The organism is Gorillibacterium timonense (assembly GCF_001457415.1).
In the GTDB taxonomy this organism is placed as follows: domain Bacteria; phylum Bacillota; class Bacilli; order Paenibacillales; family NBRC-103111; genus Gorillibacterium; species Gorillibacterium timonense.
Window position 1 is genome coordinate 90,781 of record NZ_LN881723.1, and the last position, 20,840, is coordinate 111,620.

A 20,840-nucleotide genomic window follows, 5' to 3' on the forward strand; every position below is an offset into this window, starting at 1 on the left:
CCCCGATGGTTATGCCGTTGCGCCGCACTCATAACGCAAGATGGCGAGTTCCTGGATGCGTACTGCAGTGAAGGCATTTTTCCAGGCGACCGTGTTAAATTGATTCAACGGGTCCGCCGTACCAGCCGAGCCCGCTTCGTGGACGATGATCTCCGGCTTGCTGGAGCCCTCGATGTCCGGTACGCCGTAAGCACCGCGGCCGATCATAACGTTCAGATGGACGTCCGCCCCTGTTGCTCCAGCCGCCGCCGCGATACCGGAATTGACCGCCTCCATGAAATAGACCCCATACAACTTGCCCACCATGCCGTCTTTGCGATTATCAGTGCTGACATAGGTGTTCTGGTCCTTCCATTCCTGCGTCTTCATGAGATCCGTCGCCACGTCCGGCGAAACAAACATCAGGTAGCCCGTCGAGCCATCGGGCAATTTGATCGTCTTGACCTTGTTCTTCTTCATAATCTTCCGCGCGCGCAAAATGTCGGCGGCAGTGATCGTGTCCGTAGCGGCTACGGTAGCGCGAGAAGCCTTGCCATTGGCATAGAGAACGTTGGTCCCGGCTTGGATAATATCGCGCACGATGATGTCGATAGACTCACCGGCGTTTTCTCCCATGAGCTCCGACGTCTCCGTGAGGAGCGGGTCGAGCCCGACGAGATCCAAAAACTCGGAAATTTTGGTCCAGTTTCCGTACTCCTTTACGGTGGCCGTCACCGGCGTGATGGAGAAATCCACTCCATCTGGCGTCACGCCCTCGGTCAGAGCGGTGGTCGATACAGCCAGACTGTTCAGTCGGCGCCATTGTGCCGTAGCTCCCTTACGCTTCGGGATGTTTTTCTTGTCGCCGTACTTCATGTAGAAGAGTTCCGGCGTCAGCCGCTCGAGCATGGCCGTTTGGTAAAACGTTGCGTTTTCAGCGGGCAGTTGGTTCACGCCGGTACCGGCGTTGTAGGATTGTACATTCGTTGCCACTTGAAATCATCTCCTTAATCGAATGATGTGCGTTTGCCTTGCTTGACCTCCTCGATCATACGGAGTTTGTCCGCCTTCGAGAGGGTCTCAAATTTGCCGTTATGCTCTGCCCCTGCCGCTGCTGATCCGGTGGAAGCCTGGGCATTCTCCTGCAGCTTGCGAACCGTCTCCGCTTCAGCCTTCTGGGCAGCACTGGACATCTTGTCCTCATAACTCGCAAGCCGATAGGCATCCTCCAGGCGATACCCCTGCTGGATCGCAAGCTCGAACGTCGCGTCCTGGTACTTGTCCCAGTCCGGGTACTTGGCACGAAGCGTGGTCAGGTCCTTCTCCACTTCGAGACTTGCTCGTTCCTGCTCCAGTCGACGCTGCTCCTGCTCAAAGCCAGCGACCTTGTCCTGGAGCGGTTTCAGGTGCTGGAGCACCACCTGCTCATCCACGCCAAGCCGACGCGCTTCTTCCTCGATCTGCCGCTGCTGCTCCGCTTCATTCAGGGCGTCCATGTACTTGTCATGGCTATCGAAGCCATAGAACTTGGCGATACGGTCGAGGTTCTGCTGGTACTTCTCCGCTTCCTTCGCTCGTTCCGACACCTTGTCGTAGTTGAGCCCTTTTTGGATCCACGTCGGAGCTTCCTCTTCGGGGATGAAGCGGTCTTCCTTGTTGTACTTCACGGTTATGCCCTTAGGCTGTTCCTGGGTAGTGGACGCGCCTGCGGGTTGTTCATTCGTCGCCGTTTCGGGCGCAGCTTGCTCTTGGCTCTGGTTGGCCACTTCTTCAGGCATAGGTAAATCCTCCTTGGGCTATGGTTGGCCCCGAATAATAGGAATAGGCCGACAGATTCTCACTGACGGCCCGACATTGCGGCTTTCTGCAGCTCGATCTGCCCTTTCTGCTGCTGGAGTTCCAGTTGGTGCTGGTGGTCCATCTGCTTCATGGCGATCTGCTGCTGCATCTGATCTTGCTGTTGTTGGTCAGGCGGCATGTTGGCTTGCATCTGCGCCTGTTCCTGCTTCGCCTGTTCGATCCGCTTCAGCAAGCGATCTTTGAAGGGAACGACGTTTTTCGGAGCAAACTCCAAGTAGTCTTCCAGGCTGATATGCTGACCATCGAAGAGTTTGTCCAACGACGCCATCATGAGCTCTTCACTGTACTGGGAGGACGGACCGATATCGACTTTCAGATTGAGCTCAGCATCCCGGTAAGCACTGCCGTTGAAGGTGTCCGGGATCTCCTGCCCGTCATCGTCCTTGAACATCACGCTGCGTGTCGTGTTGAACTTCACCCTCCAGAACTCCGCCCAGATCTGACCTACGTCCTCCATGGCCCGATAGAAACGTTTTTTGATAGATTCGATCGGCACCCCAGCCGCTTTCTGCAACAGCATGATGGCCGTCGCGTTAAGCTGCCCCTTGCTCATGTCGCCTGTAGCGGCATCCTGGGCGCTGGACAGCATCTTGGTGTAATCGACCAACTGCTCCACCAGCGCATTTGCCAACGGGGAGACGTTCCCGGGGTTCAGATACTTCACGCCATCCCCCTGTCCTGGCGGGCTGCTGTCAACGATCATGCCGCCAGGCTCGTTATTCACTTTGGCGGGATCCACGACATTACGATTCACCAGCATCTTCGGCCATCCAGTGAGCTGCACGCTCAGAATCTCCATGGCGATCAGCACGTTGATGGCCTTTTGGTTGGGGATAATCCCCTCAATGTCGCCCACTCCGTGAATCGACTTCCGCCGGCGCTCCCATTGCATGACAACAAGCGGGTACAGCTCCATGCCGGTGGAAGTGTCAGGCTTCACCACAACGGAAGAACAGACCTTCATGAAGTGGATCAGCCCGTCATCTGCTCGCCAGTACTTCAGCAGCACCGTAGCCTTGTCGGTGTCCCGGACCTCGACCTTCGCCTGGTCGTAGCCTTCATCCTGAACATCCTTATCAGGTGTGATCAGGTTCCGCTTCTCAACTGATACGCCATTCTGCTGCGCCTCTTTACGAATCGATGCAACCGTATCACGAAGCGAGATGATCACGTACGGCTGCCGCTGCACCCTCCTCTCCTGGGGGTTACCCCAGAACACATTGATCGGATCCAGCACCTCACCGACCATATCGCCAATCCATGGGCGGATCTTGCCGCCTTTCTGCGACACATCCCAGTAGTAGTGCCAGATGCCGGTTCCCGTCGTTGACCCCGACTCCAAGGCCTCCTCGTTGAGCTCATCCTGCTTCACCCGATCCCAGGTTACGTCCGCGTTCTTGGTGTACTTGTCCGCGGCTTCCTCGGCAAGTTGGGAAGCAGGATCGTCTTCAGGACCCGATTCAGATGCGGAGTAGAGCATCTTCACATTCTCGTTCATTACCGAGCTGACCTTGTGATTGCTGATATAACGCGCGATATTGAACACCGGGCGGGGAAGGTTTGCGGTTGCCTTGGTGGCTTTCGGCCACTGGTCGCCAGCTTTGAACCGCTCGCACTCCGGCCACTTGATCAGATAACCCATCTGACGCATATACGAGAGTCCTGCACGGTATTGCTCCTCAATCTGGCCCGCGATCTCGTCCTTCATTGCGATCATCCTCCTTCGGGCCATTCAGCCATTCGCTTATCAAATCGGGGGTTAGCCCGGCGGGAGTAGGCTCCGGCGGCTTAACCAACTGCGGAAGGGTCGGCTCCATCGTAGGAACCTGGTCACGGTCAGTCTCAATGCGCCACCTGAGCCCAAGCTGCACGCCTTTGAACGCCAAAAAGCCCGCAATCGCAGTGGACAGCGGGACACATAATGCCAATATGATCACTACGGCTGTCATGTCAACACCTCATCTGCTCGCAGGGCCATCGTCCACTTGTTCAGCGGGGAATGTGGTTTGTTTTTGATGATCGTGAAGTGGAACTGTTTATCTTTCCAACCGTTATCTTCGATGAATTGGTTAGCTTCCTCTCGAAGAACTACTACGGCTTCCATCTGCTCTGCGGCTGTCGGCTCCTTGTCGTATTCACGCCAGCCGCCAAACCTAACACGCTTTTCTACCACGTCATGATCGCCCCCTCGCTTTCGTAGTCATCATCCTCAGTCTTGAACGGGAATGGAACCGGCTTACTCTCCTCCGTCACGATAGCAGGAGCTGGTCGACTCATCAGCCCATACCGGAGTGCATCAGGTGCATGGTCGAGAGGATGAGCTGCCACGTCCTCGGGGTTGTGCTCGTCCGTCACCATGGACGGGAGCGCTTCAATCAGGCCCGTGCAGGTGTCAAAGATCCTCAACCGCGCTTCCTTGTGCGTCTCACCGGTGACCGGATCGACTACATCGACCGGATGAAGCCATTCACGCACCCGCTTCCAGCCATTGACGCGTTCCTTGGTCGCCTGGATCATGGGGATTCCCGCTTTGACAAAGACCTCGAACGGCGCCTCGCCTGAAGTCTTGGACTTATTCCAGAAGCTTGTATCGCCCACGGTGTAGTCGATTTGCTCAGCGCCCGTCAGCCGCTTGGTATGTGCGGCCTGCTCACTGGAGAGCAGCTTCGAGCGGATGAACTCCCGGTAGATGTACAGGTTACCGGACCGGTCCAGTGCGCCCCACAAGCAGACAAAGGGGTCATTGTAGCCCTCATCCATCATCCTAAATCGTCGCCATTCGCGCGGGATTCGGAAAGGCTTCACGACGTGCATCGCACGGGAGAACTCACCGAAGAACTGACCCGCAAATGTATCCCAGTCTCCATCTAGCTTCTGTTTTCGCTCTTGTTCCGAAAGCTGCATAAGGCGGACGATGTAATTCGGATCTGCCCGGAGCAAGGCAGGATTGTCCTGGACTCGTGCCGGAATGAACACTCGGCGGGAAATGATCGGAGCTCCAGTGTCGGGATGAAAGAGAGGGCTACCTGTCTCATCAGTTTCATGTACATGATGGACCTTCTCCCACTCTCCAATGTCGATGAAGCGCTTCTTCACCCAGGCGTGACCAACATTCCCGGGGTTCGTCGTGCTCTTGATGTAACGGGGATAGGGCTTGGAACCACGAAGGCGTGACAGCATGAAGGTGTACCATCCCTCCTCGAAGTGGGTCAGCTCCTCCCAACGGATAACGTCGTACTCAGCTCCGTCGTAGTTCGGCTTGTGCGAATCCGAGTCAAAGTAGGCGAGTTCCACCACCGATCCATTCACGAAGATCCATTCATGTTTCGATTGGTTGTACTTACCGAGCGCTTTCGGGTAAGCGACCAGAGTCCTCGCAATGATCGACCGCTGAAGGTCTGGGAAGGTTCGGCGGAAGATGATCTGCCGACTTTCTGGGTACGTCATGGCATACATGAGCGCGTCCCATATCGTTGCTTCTGACTTACCGCCACCTGCCGCTCCACCGTAGAGAAGTTCGTCGATGCATATAGTCTGGTGGTACAGCTGCTGACGCGGCTGCGGTTCGTAAGGAATGACAACTTTAGGCATCTGGACGCTCCTTTCTAGCGAAAATGGACGGCATAGCTAAACAGCGAAAACGAGAGAATAACGAAGATTGGCATTTTCAGCGTATGCGGCCCATGAAGGCGAAAATCGGCATGAAAAAAGACCGTTGAAAACGGCAAAATCACCGCTCACGGTCTAATTCGGCGAAAATCGATGTGTCAAGTATTTATACATGACGTCAAAATCCTGATTTGGCGAGCCAGTTACTCGGGAGGCCGCATCTTGTCGCTGAACAGCACCTGCAAAGGCCCACCGTCATCCCCTGTCAGCTCCACTTTGTCCTTGAACATGCCAAGGTGGCGACCAATCTTCTCCAATGCGGACACCTTATCGTGCAGCTTGAACTTGATGCTGCCCCCAGACTCCGTAATCGTCTGAGTCACCTCAGCCACACATGCCGATTGTTCAGGCGCCAGCGAATCGGAGTCAATCAGAGCGATACCGCGATTACTCCATTTGGTGTATGTCCGCATATCGCTGAACCCGATCTTTGCCAACTCACGGAGAACCATGTCCTGGGTGATCTCTGTCCGTTGCTCGCGCTTGGACATCGCCTCTTGGATGGCCTCAGCCACCCTAGTTTTCCCTAGCAGCTCTGGACCGATCTTATCCGCATTCCTAGCGCTGTATCCTGCTCGAATGGCCGCCTGCGTGGCGTTCAAATCGACAAGGTATTCAGCGACAAATGCCTTTTGTTTCGCCGTCAAGGCCATGCAGACGGCCTCCTTTCACGAAAAATAAAGTGCCACTCAGTCTCGAGTGGCACAATCGATTGATTTATCATTTTTGTGATGCTATTAAAAATTTGAGAAACGAGAATATTACCCTTATTGTCGTTAGTATCGCAACACTAAAAACAAACGACCATCCGATTAAAAAAATGTGACCTACATCTTTGTTGAAGGACGTGTCAATTAAAAGCCCGAAGATGGATAACAGTGAGATCAAAAAGAGAAAGATAATCGCACTAATCAAATAGCTCATTAGCTTCTCATAGGCACCTATTTGTTTTAGCGCAATGACAAATGGGTTCTGGTTAAGCGATGGCAACAGTGTGATTGCTGCAGCCAAAAACCCAACTGCAATTGACCCCATACTTATTGTTGAGTTCATAATGTCTTTAAAGTTAACAAAATAGGATGGATAGATACCGTAATAAATAACCAGAATTGGTGGGATCGCTCCGATTAGGTAAGGTAACGTTTTTTCGAGAATGCGTCCCATAATACCACCTCTCCCCCCTCCATTATTCGTCTCTGTTAATGTACATTCGGTTTAAGTTTGTCTTGTGGTAATTATACGCTTCTTTAACAGTCTCCATAATCATATCCACAGTTAATTTCTTATGTTTTTTCAAGTATTTCTTTTTCGTAAAAATTATCCTTTGCTTAATAAGATCAATCGTTTCCATGTCTCCTTCAATTTGGCCGCTCACATTTAATTTCTCGATGCTCTGGGAGTTAGTAAGCAAATTTTTCACTTTTGATAAAATCGCTGGTTTCCCAAGCTTATTTCCTTTATCAGAACCAATAACTACTTTTAAACTGTCTCCTTGAAAAAAACGCAAAAAATCAATATCTCCGCTTAGTCCTCTTTTTGCACCTCTGGCAAACGTAAAGTTTGTCGGTCGAGAAATCTTATATTCAATGCTTTTGACCAATGACATTTTATTGAGTTTGATCAACGTATTTGGGTCGATGATGACCTCTAGTTCAACATCGTCACAGGAAGTCAATTTGCATAGATAGCTAATAAAAGTGTTCATTCCAAGTCCTGATCGATTTCTTTGTAATGCTATAACTTGGTTTTTAGGATTATACAAAAAAATCGTATCGAAAATTGGACCTTGGTCATCTTGCTGTGCTAACGCTTCACGAGAGCCCTGTAAATCACCGATATACGCCTCATCAAGAACGTTAACTTTTTCGGCGTTGCAAATCCAAAGATCATTCTCATTTGCAATCTCACGAATCCGCGCATAGAAATCGACAACTTTTACGTTATTAAAATTGCCTAATTTCCTGGTAGCTAATTCTTTGATCAGTGCTTGTTCCAAAGCATCGCTGGTTTGGCTTTTGAAAGTAAAGAAATCAAAAGTAATAGCTTTTGTAGGCATTGTATCCCCATCCTCTTGTCGAATTATTAGTACCTATTCGACACCAGGAAGGAATTTCCTCCCGAACCAGTGTAGAGAAGAAGAAAGCCGCCCCGAAGGACGGCGAAAAGGAGGAGTACCCGCAAGATCAGCGCTTACTTACACGATGTTCATAGTAGCATTTTAGCACGTTTGAAACTGGCCTTTTGTCACGCGAGTCTATCATGATTCTATCGACCTTGTAACAGTGACCCTAATTCTTGCACTGCTTGAACCTTCCACCTATGAAAAGTCATCACTGATACATTAAGCTCATCTGCGGAAAAATTAACTGGCTTGTCCTCAACGTACCGCATTCGCAGCAACCGGCCATAGCCCGGGTGCATCTCCTCAAGCACGGTTAAGGCATTGTCGATGTAATCCCTCTCGGCCTCGAGTTCTTGAAGCTCGCAGATCCGCTCCAGAACCGCATCGATCCCATCAGCCGGCACAGCTCCCAACCTGGCCTCCAGCACCTTGGCGATCTTACAGGTGAGCTCCTGCAGGCGTTGCTCATCCTCTGCATCGTCTCCCTGCAACCTGGCCACCTCGTGGTACTGGCTCCTGATCCCGGAAGGGTACCGGGCCAGGTAAGCGTGCGCCGTGGTCTCCAACTCCTGTTCGCGTGCCGACAGATACATATAGCTCGGCATCCCCCGCAGTTGCCGGTGAAGCTCCTGCAGCTGATCATCGTGGGCGATCGCATTGACGGTGTAGCCCATGCCAACGTGATGCCGCTCCAGGACGCGGATACGCCCGACGATGCGCTTGTAATCCTGAAGCTTGGCGATTACCGCTTGTTCTGTCATCAGTGCCCACCCCTTCGTCTCCAGAGATCAGTTCGCGCGATCCGAGGCGACTCTCCGCGGCGAAGCTGGTTGTAATGCTCGTACCGTTCAAAGTGGTATCGGCTCACTGGGTAAGCATAAGCCACGCCCCGGTACAGGTGCCACCTCGAAAAAATCCAGTAGATTACTTTCATCATGCTTTCTTCACCTCCTCCGGTATGAACTGCTCGTCCTCTGTTGCCTCGACGGCTATCTCCCTCATGCCGTCCCAAAGCTCACGGATCTCGTGCGCCTTGGTCACGACGGCTGCCTTCTGCTTCGGGGTCAGCTTGATGTCCATAGCCTCCTCGTAATGCTTCTGGGCCATTCCATAAGCACGGGAATGCAGAATATCCATTTCAGCCCAGAACTGATTGGCGGTCATTTTCTTAAACCGCTGAAAATAATGCCTTTTCTCGTCGCGGTTCATCCTCTCACCCTCTCTATTCTCGCTTTAACTGCCTGCATCAGGGCTTCTTGTCCAGCGGCCTTCCGTCCCAGTGCCTCGACAGCTTCTTCGTCCATCGTGCCTTCAGCCACCAAGCGAATGACGACGATGTTATGTCGGACACCCTGCCGATGTACGCGGGCATTGGCTTGTTGGTCTTCCTCCAGACTCCATATCTGGTCGAACCACACAACCGTTCGGCAGCTCGACTCCTGCAAGTTGAGTCCGTGTCCGGCGCTCTTCGGATGCAGCAGAAGCAGCGGGATCCCGTCATTGTTCCATGCTCTGATGTCCTCGTTGCCGTCCTTACCTTTTCGCAGAATCTGCGCTTGCGGGAATCGGGCTTGAATCCGGCTCAGGCTATGCTGAAAGTTGTAAAACACCATAACGGGCTTGCCCTGTGCCGCCTCGATGAGGTCCTCCAACGCATCTAGCTTCGCATCGTGGATAAGCTTAACGCCCCGATCCTCGTCATACACGGCACCGCTCGCCATCTGCAGAAGCTTGTTACTCAAGACGGCAGCCGTTTGGGCTACCACATCGGCATCCGCGTATTCGATCAAAAGCTCCTTCTCCAGCTTCTTGTAAAGCTCAGCCGCTTTGCCAGTAAGCCGAACGGGAACATTCCGGTCAATCCGTTCAGGCAACTCTAGCCAATCTTCTGCTTTCATGGATACCGCGATATCGCCGATCGCCTCGTAGACCCGTTCTTCGGACTCCTTTTTCTGCTTCCAGTTGTAGACCACATGGCCGCTCCGCTCGCCCGGTAGGAAATACCGGTCTCGATATCCCGTAATGGTCTTACCCAGACGATCGCCTTGATCCAGCAGATATACCGGCGCCCAGAGGTCCATCAGGCTATTAGGTGCCGGGGTGCCAGTCAACCCGATCAGTCGTTTGATCATGGGACGGACTCGCCGCAATGCCTTGAAGCGCTTGGACTGGTGATTCTTGAAGCTGGATAATTCGTCAATCACGACGGTATCAAACGGCCACTTGCTGCCGTACTCTCCGACCAGCCACTCCACATTCTCCCGGTTGATGATCCAGATGTCGGCATCAGCTTTAAGCGCTCGGCGCCGCTGGTCAGCGCTACCCAAAACCTTACTGATTCGCAAATGCGTTAAGTGGTCCCATTTGTGAATCTCGCGGGCCCACGTGTCATCGGCCACACGAAGCGGGGCAATCACAAGCACCCGTTCAGCGTCAAAGTAGTCATTCAGCAATTGATCGATCGCGGTCAGGGTGGATACTGTTTTGCCTAAGCCCATCTCCAAGAACAAGCCAAGATAAGGCGTGTCCAGGATTCGCTGCGTGGCGTAGGCTTGGTACTGGTGGGGGATGAATCTCATTCCACCATCGCCTCCTGTATGAGTCGCTCAATGTCAGCTTCGCTGTCGATCTTATAATGTCGGTGCCCTAGCGCCAGCAGATCCTTCCGCCACTTCCGCTGAAGAGGTTCTAGCGGTTTACCTGGCGCCTTCATCTCGACGTAGACAGTCAAGCCATTCGGGAAAATTGCCAGTCGATCAGGTACCCCGCGGTTCCCGGGACTGACCCACTTCGGCATCTTCCCACCAACACGCTCGACCGCAAGGCGGGCTTTTCGTTCCAGTTGACTTTCCTGCATGATATTCCTCCTGTGCAGTTGAAGCACTCAATACGCGTATGCGTATGATATGTGCGTTTAACCTACATATAGGTATGGTTACGTATAGGTTAATTTTATTTATTTATATAGAAGGGAAATTACTGCTTCAACTGCTTCAACCTGGTTCAAACCATTGGTATGACTGGCTTTTTGCTGATACAGTGAACTAATTTTTACTGCTTCATTTACTGCGTCAACTGTATCAGTAGGTGAAGCAGTTGAAGCAGTGCTGATGCAGTAAAATTAGGGCTCACTGCTTCGCTCAAAAACGGTCTGTTGACCATATCCAAGGATGCGTAAACGGCTCTTTCCTTCATGCCATCCCGGCATCTTCCGCATGATGTCACAGACCTCTTTTGCCTCCCAAGGCTTCATGTCCCCTTTCTTCTTACCGAGACATTCCACCCATATCTGAGCCGCACACACGCGCTGCCGGAGATTGCCTGACGGTCGGTCCATGTCGTCCGGCTCCTCGCTCTCCAGCCATTCTTGGATAAGCCCTTCCCGGGGATCGCTCTCCATATGTGCAGCCTGCCGGCGCTCCGCTTCCAAACGGATTTCGTCATCCAGCTGTAGGGTTTCCCCCGCCTTGAACCAGCTCAACACCTCAGCCCAGATCTGGCTTACCTCTGAATCGGTCAAATCCTCCCAATGGCTGCGCTCCGCATGCTCCGGGACAACCTCTACAGGCCAAAAGCGGCGATTTCCGGTCGTGTCTCGCAAGAACCCCTTCGTATTGGTCGTCCCGAAGAAGATGCACTTCCGCGGAAACTCGGTCACTTGGCGATCGTAGGCCACCCGGTAACGGTCCTCCGTCTTGGACAGAAACGCTTTGACCTCCTCGACCTCCGTCTTCTTCATGGCTGACAACTCACCAATCTCGAAGATCCACCCGCTCTGCAGATGCTCTCCAGCTTCCTTATTCTCGAACGTCCGCAGGGAATCACTGAACCACTCCCGGCCTAGCTTAGCTAGAATTGAACTTTTACCCGCCCCCTGCGGGCCGACCAGAACGAGCATTTGGTCAAACTTGCACCCAGGACGATAGAGCCGCGTAACAGCAGCCAGCAGCATCTTGCGGGTCACCTGACGGACATAGTGAGTGTCAGAAGCTCCAAGGTAGACCGGGAATAGCCGCTCCGCTCTCGGGATGCCGTCCCATGTCGTTGATTCCAGATAGGCCTTGATCGGGTGGAAGGTGTTGCGGTGAACAACCTCCGTGAAGGCGTTCTGAATGGTCTTCCCCCCGTTAATCTCATGAGCCTTGCTGAACCAGTGCTGGAGCCGCTTATCATCTGCCCCCAGCCAAGGCTCATAGGCTCGCCCTTGACGCTCCATCTCTCGCCACGGTAACGGGCGCCGAATGACCTCCGCATTACCAAAAGCGTCGTAAGCGAGGATGCCTCGCCAAACACCGTGGGACAGGATCAGCTCCACGTTGCCGGCCGTAGGAAGCAGTGCATTAGTCTTGTGATGCCGCTCGAGCTTCTCGACCCATGAGTCATCCTCCGGGTCTTCGGCGTCGTCGAAATCTACGTCCGCGAAATCCGCCTGCAGTTCAGCCCCAGATGCCCGTTTGACTTCCGGCAGACTGCTCGCCCAGTGCTCTGTTGCCAAGTGACTCGGCTTTTTGGCGTCAGGAGTGAAGTCCTTCACCCGCTCATCCAGGTGCCCGAACTTGTGAACCCGCACCAGGTCAAACAGGTTGTATGTCCGGCCATCGCTGACCGGGTCGCTGTCCTGGTGCGAATAGGCCAGATCCTGATCCGGGTAGATCTCTAAGCCGTTTGCAGAGGAGCCGCGGGTGTAGGTGTAGCGGTTAGGCATTGTGCCTGTCGTGTACACCTCAGACAGGAAGGTCTCTATGCCTTCTTCAATCGAAAATGTTCGGCAGAATTGGCCGATTGTTCCGAACTTCTCACGAGGATCTTGTGCCTTGGAAGCAACGTTCCGAAGCGCCCGGGTCTCCTCAGGGTGACGTGGCCAGGCGGCCACATCCTGCCAATCCTCATAAAGTGCCAGCACGTCGTCAACCGTGAGGGCATCCCCTTCAGCGACTTCCAGAAAAGGCTCGCCGTCTTTGGAACAGCTCGGCCAGTACATGAGCCGGTGGACGTCGAAGGTTGTTTTATCGAAGTAGGAGATACCGATCTGCTGAGCAAGCATCCGACTGACTGCAGCGTACTCGTCCGGGCTCATTGCCCGGTCCATTGGGATGATGAGCCGGAACTTCGGCTTCTGTGGCCGGTGACTGTGCGTCGAATAGACGGCATACGCCCGGCCACCCAGAATGAGCTCGACCGCGAACAAGAACCCGTCATCGGCGAAGTCAGCGTCGAGCGTGATTAAGCTGCGAGTGTCGACGTTCTCCTTCTTCCGGCGACCTCCCCGGATCAGCCCGCCGACGAACGCCGGCCCATCCTTCGCCTTGCCACGCGCCGGCACCTTCATCTTGTCGTATTGCGCCATTGTCTCTGCTGTCCGCCGCACCTTCCGCAGCCGCTCCACGAACTCTTCCCAAGTCCAGTATTCCGGCTTCCAGCTCATATCCGTGCGGTGCTTCCCGAGCGATATGTCTAGTTCGTGCATCCTGATCACCTCAGCATTTCATCGAAAACTTCATCAGCAGCCATTTGAAGATTGGAAGCAGCCGCTCGATAATAACTCTCCTTCAGCTCAACCCCGACGAAGCGTCGGCCCATCTTGATCGACTGGTATCCCTCCGACCCAATGCCTGCGAATGGGCTGAACACGATGTCTCCCGAATTGCTCCAAAGCTCCACGCACCGAGCGATTACGTCCAGTTGCAGCGGGCAGATGTGCTTCTCGTCCTTCTCTTCCCGTGCACTCCGATACTGCAGTGTGTTGCTCTGACGAATATCCATCCAGACAGGCGAGGCATACCGGCGCCATACCTGATGGGAGTATACCGGGTCTTCCTTTGCCATTGAAATATCCTTGTGAACCCGGCTATCCTTCAGATCGGGCTCCTTTTTAGGAGCAGTCGGTTCACCGTCGCCAAAAAACTGAGAGAGCCCGTCTGGGTGAGCGATCGGTTCCGGGTTATTACCGGGTTTGCGGAAAGTCAGTACGTAATCAGGAAGCCCCTGCCGGCACATGGCCGAGTCCTTGGTCAACTGCTTGTGAAGCAGCCCTATTGCCTTCGTGCGGGTAGCCTCGACCAGTGGATCTTTCCAGATTGTCACCCGAGAATGGTAGATGAAGCCTTCACCTTCGAAGGTTTCCCGCAGTTGCGCCGGGAAGTCCTTGATCCCGATGAAACCGTCCCGGGACTTCATAGCCGGGATGTCCATGCAATGGAAGGAGACCAATCGACCAGGCATCGTGATCCGGAACAACTCTTTGACTAAGAATCCGAAGTGTTTGTAGAACTCCGTATCATTCGCGCTGTTGCCCATATCCCGTTCCGAATTAGAGTACGTATATAATGAAGAGAACGGCGGTGAGAAGATGGAATAATGAATGCTGTTATCCGGAATTCCTCGAGTAACCTCCACGCAGTCGCCGTTGTAGAGTGCAAAGTCTTCCGTGACGGTCTCCTCAATCGTATTAACCTGCAAGCGTCTCACTCCTTAACCATCTCGGGATCGTCATCGGGCGAGCCGGCTGATAAACGGTAACTTGCCGCTCAGTAGCCCTGATACTGGCCGATGTGATCTTCTGGGTGTATTTGACCATCTCCGCGACCATCTTCCGGAAGTCTTCTTCTTTGCGGCGGATATTGTCGGCCGTCGCCCCCTCCCGGGAGGACGTGATCATGTGAACATTGACCGGCTCCGTCTGTCCGAATCGGTAGCATCGCCGGATTGCTTGGAATACCTGCTCGAAGCTGTCCGATAACCCCACGAATGCCATGTCCGCGCAATGCTGCCAGTTGAGCCCCCAACCGTAGATCATGGGTTTGGTGACGAGCACCCGAATGCGACCTTCTCGGAAGTCGATAGCAGCCTGCTCCTTGTGCGCGGGTTTATCGGAGCCCTTGACTTCTATCGCTCCCGGGATCGCTGCGGTAAGCAGCTCCGACTCAGCATTCAGATCGCACCAGACGAGAAAAGGTTTGTCGCTTCCATTGACCAAATCCGCGCAAGCGGCCACCCGATCATGAATGGTGTCTCGCCGAGCTTTCTGCCGTTCGGATAGCGTTTTGGCGGGATCTCCTTCCACCTCAATCACCTGATCGTTGATCGTAAGTGGCGGAAGGATATATGCGCCGTCCTCATAGCCGAGATCGGATGGTTTTTCGAGCACCACGCCCCAGCTGGCTACCCACTCCCAGAACACGGCTTCCGCATGTCCCTTCAGTCGCCATTTGGACGTATCGCCACCATCATGAACGAAGTACATGGAGAGCATCTCCGACCGGCTCATCACGCCCAGGAACTCCGCATGGTTGCCGAGCTCCATGTAGTCATTCGGAGCCGGCGTCGCCGTGCATGCCAGTCGGTAGGGAGTGTATGAGAAGGATTCAATGAGATCCGTCCGCACCTTGCCCGTGAAGGATTTAAGGATGGAAGACTCGTCCAGAACAACACCTTCGAATAGGATAGGCTCGAACTTGTGAAGCATCTCATAATTGGTAATATTAAGACCGGGTTGCACATCGTCCTGGGAGCGGCAGAGATGGATCGTATAGCCCATCTCTGCTCCCTCTCGAACCGTCTGCGCTGCAACCGCCAAAGGCGCTAGAAGAAGCACGTCACCGCCAGTGTGCAGGTGAACCTGCTGAGCCCACTCAATCTGCATGCGGCTCTTGCCGAGTCCGGTGCCAGCGAAGACCGCTGCTCGACCTCGGCGGAGCGCCCAATGAACGAGATCCTTCTGGAAGTCGAACAGTCCAGGATTCAATTCCGCCCGATCCAGTGTGAGTCCGGTGGATGGATGGATGAATCGCTTCTCTTGAATGAATTCGCTGTAATCGATCATTTGGCTCATTTAGTCCCCCTCTTCAAGGGTAATGATAGGCAGATCCAGAAGCAGCTCTCGCTGATATACCGGGAGTTCGTAGAGCCGTATACTACCGTCGGTGTGCCCACTGAAGTCTATTGACATCCGCCCGGGGTCGATCCGAATGGTGAGCGGTCGACGCTTCAATGTCCGGAGGAGTCTGGCGAACATCTCATAGTTGAGGATGATCTCAGTCCCTTTGCGGATTATGACCGGAAGCCCCTTCACATCCCGAATTGTAATTAGGTCCTCCTCCAACTTGCGAAGTGATGCCGTATCGGGATTGAGTTTCCGCAGTTTTTGCACCAGTACCTTCCGACGATTAGCCAGCTCCGCATTTGCCCGCTTCATCGTCGCTTGGCTCTGAGCCTTTTCCTCAGTTGTCAGTGCTCGCAGCATGCTTTTTCGCCTCCCGTTCCAGGACATGCTCCACAGTCTTCCTACTTACCTTGAAGTGCTTGCTGTACCACTTCACGAAAGCAGAATCGTCAAGATCGGCGTATACTTTGCGGCATTCCACGATGCTTTTCCACAGTTGGTTCTGTACCGTCATCTTTGATGCCTCCAATCAACCGATCGAGGTACCAGCGAGCCTTCTCCAAGTCCTCGATGCCGTTTTTCCACTTCCACCGCCAGATGTATTTGATTACCTGACCGGTGTTGTACGCCTCCGCGCCTTGTAAGCCGGTCGTGGCTGCCTCGATGGCGTCGATGCATTCGATGCCACCTTTGGTATAGTGGTCCGGGTGGTTTACCGGATCGTCCATATTCATCAGTCCTTTTGATAGAATTCACATTCAAAGCCAGCTGCCTTGAGCGGCAATCCCGGCGCCCAGGATATCTCCTGCCCCATGATCTCTGTTACTTCCTCCACTGAGCTGATGCCGATCGGCACATCCAGAATCGCTTCGTCGTGAACATGGAGAACGATAGGGTATCCGGCTTCATCTAGTCTCATAAGGTTCTCAGCGAGACAGTCCCGGGCGATCCCTTGGACCAGATTTTCGACGAGCGTTCCGCCCCATGTCCGCTGAGTGGCCATCTTGCCGGTCTTCTCCGGTGCCTTGAACATCAGCCCGTCTTTGCCGAACTTCGGATCTGGCTTGATCTCCGGTGACGGGTACGAAAGGCTGTGCCCGCTCGGCAGATCAGCGAAAAGGACACCCTTGGAATATCGATACTGGACACCGTGAGCCAGCTTGACGGTCCCTTTCGTCTGCACCGCTTCGATGGCCGCTTCCTCTGCGCGGTACCAGAGACGCTTAATCTTCGGATTAGCTTCACGCCACTGCCGAACGAGCGGATCGTACTGTTCTGCGGCGATCTCCTTCTTCTTGTCCATCTTCTCCATCGCCGCCGCGCCTCCGCCGAATCCACAGGCGAGCGTCGCAACCTTGCCAGAAGCACGATACTTGTAGTTCTCATGCCCTTTGACGATCGTCTCCATCGGGATCCCGAACATACGGGATGCCGTAGCTTCATATATCTTGCCGTGTCCCTGGAATACGTCCAGTACCCACTGCTCATCAGCCAGCCAGGCGATGACGCGAGCCTCGATCGCGCTGAAGTCAGCGACGATGAACCGATTACCTGGTGACGGGATCAGCGCGGTGCGGATCAGCTCCGACAGCACGAATGGAGGAGCACCGTACAGCATTTCAAGCAGCTCATAGTCGCCAGAAGCGAGAACATTCCGTGCGGCTGCAAGATCCTCCAGGTGGTTCTGAGGCAGGTTGTGCATCTGCACCCGCCGACCAGCCCAGCGCCAAGTCCGGCTTGCACCGCAGTATTGCAGAATCCCTCGAACCCTACCATCGTCGCAGGTGCCGAGCTGCATAGCGTCGTATTTGCCGACAGAGGTTTTTCCCATCTCTGACCGAATCTCCAGCATGCGCTTGGTCTCCTCATTCGGCGCCGCGTCCAGCAGCTCGGGCATTGTGTCTTTAGTCAGCGACTCTACCACCAATCCCTGATCAGCGAACCATTCCTTAAGCTGTGGCAGGCTGTTCGGGTTATCAACACCGGTCAGCTCTTTAGCCTCGACCAGCAGCCGCTCCGTGTATTGCTGTGAGCAGGAGATGGCATTGCCGACGAACGTCCGGTCCACCCCGATACCGTAGTCATTGATCTGCTGGTCCAGCGCCCAGATGCGCCACTCCCGATCAGGAACCGGATATCGCTCCAACTTCTGCCTTACCGCACGTTCCACCACCACGTCCTGCCGATTGTAGTCAATGTACTGCTGCCATCGACCCGGATCGTGATGCGGGTGGTTGCGGGTACGGCTCCCGTTGACCTGTGTCGGCTTGCAGGGCACGCTGAAATACTTGATCAGCGCCTTACCCTTGGCGTCCTTCTGCGCCTCTTCCCCGAGCCCCAGCGCCTTCGCGGCTTTGTCCAGTGAACCCGGCAAGCCCAGCGTATAGGAATGAGCCATTGAGCAGCGCCAGAACTGCGGCAGACAGTCAAATCCAAACTGCCGGGTGATGGCCGTTCGCTCGAAGCCTGCGTTCCAGGCTGTCTTGATGACATCACCGCGCAGAGCGGCCAGTACATCCTTCGGAATGTCCTGAAAGTCGGTCAGGTCGATGACCTCCACGGGATCGTCATCGAAAGCAAAAGCGAACAACAGGATCTCGAAGTCAGGAGCTTCCACATAGCGGTGAACGCCGCTATCCGCCAAATCGATACTGGAGTAGGTTTCGATATCGATTTGCAGAACGGTCATATGATCTTGCCCCCGTGTTTGTGGGAGCGAGTGGCGTTGTAAGCCATCTTCTCGTAAACTGCTTCCTCCAGATCGATGCAGACGTGACCACAGAAGTCGAAGATTCGGATCAGCACGTCTGCCAACTCCGTCGGGATGCCGCAAGGCTTCTCGCCTTCATAGTAGATCTCCGTGAGTCCGCGTCCGTTACGGTGATCTTCCAACGCTTCAGAGAGCTCGGAATGGCAAAGTGCGATGATCTCGCCGAAGGTCCGGGGCTCTTCGTACCACCCTTTATTGATGGCATTCGCATGGGCTGCTTCGCAGAGTGCGTTCAGCTCTTTGATGGACATTTCATTCAGGTTCATATCTATGAGTCCTCCCGATTTTTGAGATAAAGAAAGAGGACCCCATGCAAAAGCGAATCCTCTTCCATTGATGGATTAGTTCAGGAAATCATCGTCGCTGATGTCTTCGACATCCTCGAAATCCTCACTGGCGAAGTCGTCGTTCACGCTGCTACGGCCTCCCAGGAAGTCACCGTCTTGCACCTTGACGATGTTGTTAAGCCCAGCCGCGATCCCTTTGTTCCCCTTCGTATCGAAGAGGTAGAAGTTGATCGAAACCTTTGCATAGCATCCGGAGTAAACTTCCGTCGTATCGGTAATGTCCTGGAACTTGGTCTTTCCGCTGCCGTCTTTGCCAACCGGCTTCGAGATCCCGGGGCGGTTCTTTCTCTTCGCATTGAAGAAGTAGTGACCCGCATAGGCTTCATCGTCCGGCTTCTCTTCGTCGCCGTCCCGGAGCGGAAGATGGAATTTAGCCGGCAGCTTGCCGCCATACTTCGCTTCAGCTTGCTTCTTGAGCGCGTCGACAACGGCCTTATATTTGCGGAGCGTTTCCTTGTCGCTCTTCGGGATCAGGACGGAAACGCTGTGCCAAAGAACTCCGTTGTCATCAGCCTTCGGTTCCCATACATTTGCGTAGCTGAGCCGCACCTTTCCCGTGATCAGCTTAGTAGATTGATTGTCGTTTGCCATAATAGATCAGTTCTCCTTTGATTTAGAATTCTTCGTTGGCGAAGTCGTTCTCGACGCTGTTGATTGCGGGCCGATGATCGGTCTCCACTACCAGCACGGGCTTACCAGCAGGTTTCACGATAAGATCCCCGATGAGCGCGGCGAGCTCCTTCTTCCCGACTCGTTTCTCGAGTTCTCCGATCCCCAGCAGCTCCCGCGGCTTAAGGAACTTGTCGGACTCGATTTTTGCTTCCTCCAGCTTCTTCTCAGCGACTTCCTTGTCGACTATGGCTCGATTGCTCCGTCCCTCGACCAACTTCCATCCCGGGACAACGTGGCCAGCAACGGCCTGATCGAATGCATGATCCTGGACGTCCTTTGCCCAAGCTTGAAGTTGTTCGGTAATGGCTAAGATCTGACCGACTTCTTCCAAAGTGAGAAGCGCGGGATTCTTGAACTCGTAGGACACGGCAGCCATGTTGGCGTCAGCTCGAGCCCGGCAACTTCCCTTGACCTTGCAGAAGCGGCAATGATCGCCTGCCTTGAACTCCCCTTCACCGGCATCGGCCAGTGCCGCAGCCGGCTGGACAACCTCCTCAGCCCATGCCAGGAGCTCGTCCACAGACATCGTATCCGTCGAGATACTGTCCAAACGAGGTTGAACGATTGTCATGCGGACTTCCCGGATGTCGTACAGGAAGCTATAACCGGACAAGGCGCCGAGGGCATACAGCCGAATTTGAGGGTTGCCGATCGCACTGACCGGCACACCCTTGCCGTACTTGAGATCAATCACTTCCATGACTCCGTCAGCGATCAAGACGACGTCGCCGGTCCCGTATCCATCCGGAACCCATTCCGTGAAGTCAAGACGTTCCTCAAATAGGATGACAGCGTCGGAGCTGCGCGCCTTGGACTCCATGAAGCGCTCCTCGACCACCTCGACGTAGTAGCCGACAGCTTCACCCATCTCAGAGCCGTAGTAGGTGCTTGTCGTCTGGAAATCGGCGATAGCCTTATCGAGGCGCTTGCGTTCCGCTTGGTTGCAGAGCGTCAGCCGTCGCTGAAGGATCAGCTCGGACAGCTCGTGCGCAGCGGTGCCCTCGTTAGCATATTCGCTCCGTTTGTCCGGGACTCCATCCTGCAGACGAGCGCTCGGCGGACAATTGATCCACTGGCTTGCCTTGGACGCTCCAAGCAGGGCATGAGCTCTTTCGGCGTGTGCAGGAGCCGTCATTCGAGCCCCTCCAAGTCCCGCAGGAACTGCACCCGCTTATCGTCGGGCAGCGCGGTGACATTGGGCACACCGTATTTGTCCAGCAGAGCCTTAACCGGCGCCTTCCCTGCGCGAGAGGCCGCTTCCGATGCCGCAGCCCGTAGCTTCACATCGTCCGGCACTTCCTCATCCGATGTGGTATCGGGGAAATCTTCCTCAGCTTCATCGGGCTTTTCCGACTCAGCGGCCGTTTGCTCGGTGGGCTTGGCCGTGGCGGGCTTACGGGTGCGAGTCGCCTTCGGGGCTTCCGGCTGTTCGGGAACCGCAACGACTCCTTTGGGCGATCCAAGAGCAGCGGAAAGAGTAGCAAGGTCTTGCAGGGCTTGTCCGGCGTCCTCGCCGGTGATGTTGATCTGTACAGACAT

23 protein-coding genes are annotated in these 20,840 nt (G+C 54.3%); all 23 read right to left on the reverse strand.

Going from position 1 to position 20,840, the window contains the following annotated elements:
* Positions 1-9 precede the first annotated feature (9 nt).
* The 23 genes from BN2684_RS08185 to BN2684_RS08295 all read right to left on the reverse strand — a co-directional run bounded on the left by BN2684_RS08185 (position 10) and on the right by BN2684_RS08295 (position 20,840).
* Positions 10-972, reverse strand: coding sequence for a N4-gp56 family major capsid protein (locus tag BN2684_RS08185; RefSeq protein WP_058301698.1), 963 nt, complete (start codon positions 970-972; stop codon positions 10-12).
* A gap of 14 nt (positions 973-986) precedes the next feature.
* Positions 987-1,757: a hypothetical protein gene (locus BN2684_RS08190; protein WP_058301699.1), complete on the reverse strand. Its 771-nt coding sequence runs from the start codon at positions 1,755-1,757 to the stop codon at positions 987-989.
* Positions 1,758-1,816: 59 nt separating this feature from the next.
* The gene (locus BN2684_RS08195; RefSeq protein ID WP_058301700.1) at positions 1,817-3,547 is read right to left on the reverse strand and encodes a portal protein; all 1,731 of its coding nucleotides are present in this window, start codon (positions 3,545-3,547) and stop codon (positions 1,817-1,819) included.
* Positions 3,519-3,788: a hypothetical protein gene (locus BN2684_RS08200; RefSeq protein WP_058301701.1), complete on the reverse strand. Its 270-nt coding sequence runs from the start codon at positions 3,786-3,788 to the stop codon at positions 3,519-3,521. Before BN2684_RS08200 ends, BN2684_RS08195 begins: the two co-directional genes overlap by 29 nt.
* Entirely contained in the window at positions 3,785-4,012 is a 228-nt protein-coding gene (locus BN2684_RS08205; protein WP_058301702.1) for a hypothetical protein, read from the reverse strand. Before BN2684_RS08205 ends, BN2684_RS08200 begins: the two co-directional genes overlap by 4 nt.
* Positions 4,006-5,430 carry a terminase large subunit domain-containing protein gene (locus BN2684_RS08210; RefSeq protein ID WP_058301703.1) on the reverse strand — a complete coding sequence of 475 codons (1,425 nt, stop codon included), beginning with the start codon at positions 5,428-5,430 and terminating at the stop codon, positions 4,006-4,008. Before BN2684_RS08210 ends, BN2684_RS08205 begins: the two co-directional genes overlap by 7 nt.
* Positions 5,431-5,651: 221 nt before the next feature.
* Entirely contained in the window at positions 5,652-6,161 is a 510-nt protein-coding gene (locus BN2684_RS08215; RefSeq protein ID WP_058301704.1) for a terminase small subunit, read from the reverse strand.
* 67 nt (positions 6,162-6,228) lie between these two features.
* The gene (locus BN2684_RS08220) at positions 6,229-6,672 is read right to left on the reverse strand and encodes a hypothetical protein (protein WP_058301705.1); all 444 of its coding nucleotides are present in this window, start codon (positions 6,670-6,672) and stop codon (positions 6,229-6,231) included.
* Between the two features lie 22 nt (positions 6,673-6,694).
* The gene (locus BN2684_RS08225; RefSeq protein WP_058301706.1) at positions 6,695-7,564 is read right to left on the reverse strand and encodes a DUF6731 family protein; all 870 of its coding nucleotides are present in this window, start codon (positions 7,562-7,564) and stop codon (positions 6,695-6,697) included.
* Positions 7,565-7,773: 209 nt separating this feature from the next.
* Entirely contained in the window at positions 7,774-8,391 is a 618-nt protein-coding gene (locus tag BN2684_RS08230; RefSeq protein ID WP_058301707.1) for a hypothetical protein, read from the reverse strand.
* A 172-nt stretch (positions 8,392-8,563) separates the two neighbouring features.
* The gene (locus BN2684_RS08235) at positions 8,564-8,839 is read right to left on the reverse strand and encodes a hypothetical protein (protein ID WP_058301708.1); all 276 of its coding nucleotides are present in this window, start codon (positions 8,837-8,839) and stop codon (positions 8,564-8,566) included.
* Positions 8,836-10,209 carry an SNF2-related protein gene (locus tag BN2684_RS08240; RefSeq protein WP_058301709.1) on the reverse strand — a complete coding sequence of 458 codons (1,374 nt, stop codon included), beginning with the start codon at positions 10,207-10,209 and terminating at the stop codon, positions 8,836-8,838. Before BN2684_RS08240 ends, BN2684_RS08235 begins: the two co-directional genes overlap by 4 nt.
* On the reverse strand, positions 10,206-10,487 hold the full coding sequence (locus BN2684_RS08245; RefSeq protein ID WP_058301710.1) for a VRR-NUC domain-containing protein: 282 nt from the start codon (positions 10,485-10,487) through the stop codon (positions 10,206-10,208). The genes BN2684_RS08240 and BN2684_RS08245 overlap by 4 nt, the downstream gene beginning before the upstream one ends.
* A 264-nt stretch (positions 10,488-10,751) precedes the next feature.
* A complete protein-coding gene (locus BN2684_RS08250; protein ID WP_058301711.1) occupies positions 10,752-13,097 on the reverse strand; it encodes a virulence-associated E family protein in 2,346 nt (781 codons plus the stop codon).
* Between the two features lie 5 nt (positions 13,098-13,102).
* Positions 13,103-14,089: a DNA-methyltransferase gene (locus BN2684_RS08255; protein ID WP_058301712.1), complete on the reverse strand. Its 987-nt coding sequence runs from the start codon at positions 14,087-14,089 to the stop codon at positions 13,103-13,105.
* On the reverse strand, positions 14,079-15,461 hold the full coding sequence (locus BN2684_RS08260; RefSeq protein WP_234340197.1) for a DEAD/DEAH box helicase: 1,383 nt from the start codon (positions 15,459-15,461) through the stop codon (positions 14,079-14,081). The genes BN2684_RS08255 and BN2684_RS08260 overlap by 11 nt, the downstream gene beginning before the upstream one ends.
* Positions 15,462-15,872, reverse strand: a complete 411-nt coding sequence (locus BN2684_RS08265) for a hypothetical protein (RefSeq protein WP_058301713.1) — start codon at positions 15,870-15,872, stop codon at positions 15,462-15,464. It abuts the gene before it with no gap.
* A gap of 89 nt (positions 15,873-15,961) precedes the next feature.
* Positions 15,962-16,240 carry a DUF3310 domain-containing protein gene (locus BN2684_RS08270; RefSeq protein ID WP_199825309.1) on the reverse strand — a complete coding sequence of 93 codons (279 nt, stop codon included), beginning with the start codon at positions 16,238-16,240 and terminating at the stop codon, positions 15,962-15,964.
* Positions 16,241-16,245: 5 nt separating this feature from the next.
* Entirely contained in the window at positions 16,246-18,201 is a 1,956-nt protein-coding gene (locus BN2684_RS08275) for a DNA polymerase (protein ID WP_058301715.1), read from the reverse strand.
* A complete protein-coding gene (locus BN2684_RS08280; RefSeq protein ID WP_058301716.1) occupies positions 18,198-18,548 on the reverse strand; it encodes a nucleoside triphosphate pyrophosphohydrolase family protein in 351 nt (116 codons plus the stop codon). The genes BN2684_RS08275 and BN2684_RS08280 overlap by 4 nt, the downstream gene beginning before the upstream one ends.
* Positions 18,549-18,623: 75 nt before the next feature.
* Entirely contained in the window at positions 18,624-19,220 is a 597-nt protein-coding gene (locus tag BN2684_RS08285; protein ID WP_058301717.1) for a DUF2815 family protein, read from the reverse strand.
* A 22-nt stretch (positions 19,221-19,242) separates the two neighbouring features.
* Entirely contained in the window at positions 19,243-20,436 is a 1,194-nt protein-coding gene (locus BN2684_RS08290; protein WP_058301718.1) for a DUF2800 domain-containing protein, read from the reverse strand.
* Positions 20,433-20,840, reverse strand: a complete 408-nt coding sequence (locus BN2684_RS08295; RefSeq protein ID WP_058301719.1) for a hypothetical protein — start codon at positions 20,838-20,840, stop codon at positions 20,433-20,435. The genes BN2684_RS08290 and BN2684_RS08295 overlap by 4 nt, the downstream gene beginning before the upstream one ends.

Bases quoted from the DNA above. Each gene is read 5' to 3' on its own strand.
- BN2684_RS08190 (WP_058301699.1), bottom strand. From the start codon at position 1,757: ATGCCTGAAGAAGTGGCCAACCAGAGCCAAGAGCAAGCTGCGCCCGAA.
- BN2684_RS08240 (WP_058301709.1), bottom strand. From the start codon at position 10,209: ATGAGATTCATCCCCCACCAGTACCAAGCCTACGCCACGCAGCGAATC.
- BN2684_RS08220 (WP_058301705.1), bottom strand. From the start codon at position 6,672: ATGGGACGCATTCTCGAAAAAACGTTACCTTACCTAATCGGAGCGATC.
- BN2684_RS08195 (WP_058301700.1), bottom strand. From the start codon at position 3,547: ATGAAGGACGAGATCGCGGGCCAGATTGAGGAGCAATACCGTGCAGGA.
- BN2684_RS08275 (WP_058301715.1), bottom strand. From the start codon at position 18,201: ATGACCGTTCTGCAAATCGATATCGAAACCTACTCCAGTATCGATTTG.
- BN2684_RS08250 (WP_058301711.1), bottom strand. From the start codon at position 13,097: ATGCACGAACTAGACATATCGCTCGGGAAGCACCGCACGGATATGAGC.
- BN2684_RS08285 (WP_058301717.1), bottom strand. From the start codon at position 19,220: ATGGCAAACGACAATCAATCTACTAAGCTGATCACGGGAAAGGTGCGG.
- BN2684_RS08235 (WP_058301708.1), bottom strand. From the start codon at position 8,839: ATGAACCGCGACGAGAAAAGGCATTATTTTCAGCGGTTTAAGAAAATG.
- BN2684_RS08265 (WP_058301713.1), bottom strand. From the start codon at position 15,872: ATGCTGCGAGCACTGACAACTGAGGAAAAGGCTCAGAGCCAAGCGACG.
- BN2684_RS08215 (WP_058301704.1), bottom strand. From the start codon at position 6,161: ATGGCCTTGACGGCGAAACAAAAGGCATTTGTCGCTGAATACCTTGTC.
- BN2684_RS08270 (WP_199825309.1), bottom strand. From the start codon at position 16,240: ATGGACGATCCGGTAAACCACCCGGACCACTATACCAAAGGTGGCATC.
- BN2684_RS08210 (WP_058301703.1), bottom strand. From the start codon at position 5,430: ATGCCTAAAGTTGTCATTCCTTACGAACCGCAGCCGCGTCAGCAGCTG.
- BN2684_RS08290 (WP_058301718.1), bottom strand. From the start codon at position 20,436: ATGACGGCTCCTGCACACGCCGAAAGAGCTCATGCCCTGCTTGGAGCG.
- BN2684_RS08230 (WP_058301707.1), bottom strand. From the start codon at position 8,391: ATGACAGAACAAGCGGTAATCGCCAAGCTTCAGGATTACAAGCGCATC.
- BN2684_RS08200 (WP_058301701.1), bottom strand. From the start codon at position 3,788: ATGACAGCCGTAGTGATCATATTGGCATTATGTGTCCCGCTGTCCACT.
- BN2684_RS08260 (WP_234340197.1), bottom strand. From the start codon at position 15,461: ATGAGCCAAATGATCGATTACAGCGAATTCATTCAAGAGAAGCGATTC.
- BN2684_RS08245 (WP_058301710.1), bottom strand. From the start codon at position 10,487: ATGCAGGAAAGTCAACTGGAACGAAAAGCCCGCCTTGCGGTCGAGCGT.
- BN2684_RS08280 (WP_058301716.1), bottom strand. From the start codon at position 18,548: ATGAACCTGAATGAAATGTCCATCAAAGAGCTGAACGCACTCTGCGAA.
- BN2684_RS08295 (WP_058301719.1), bottom strand. From the start codon at position 20,840: ATGTCTGTACAGATCAACATCACCGGCGAGGACGCCGGACAAGCCCTG.
- BN2684_RS08225 (WP_058301706.1), bottom strand. From the start codon at position 7,564: ATGCCTACAAAAGCTATTACTTTTGATTTCTTTACTTTCAAAAGCCAA.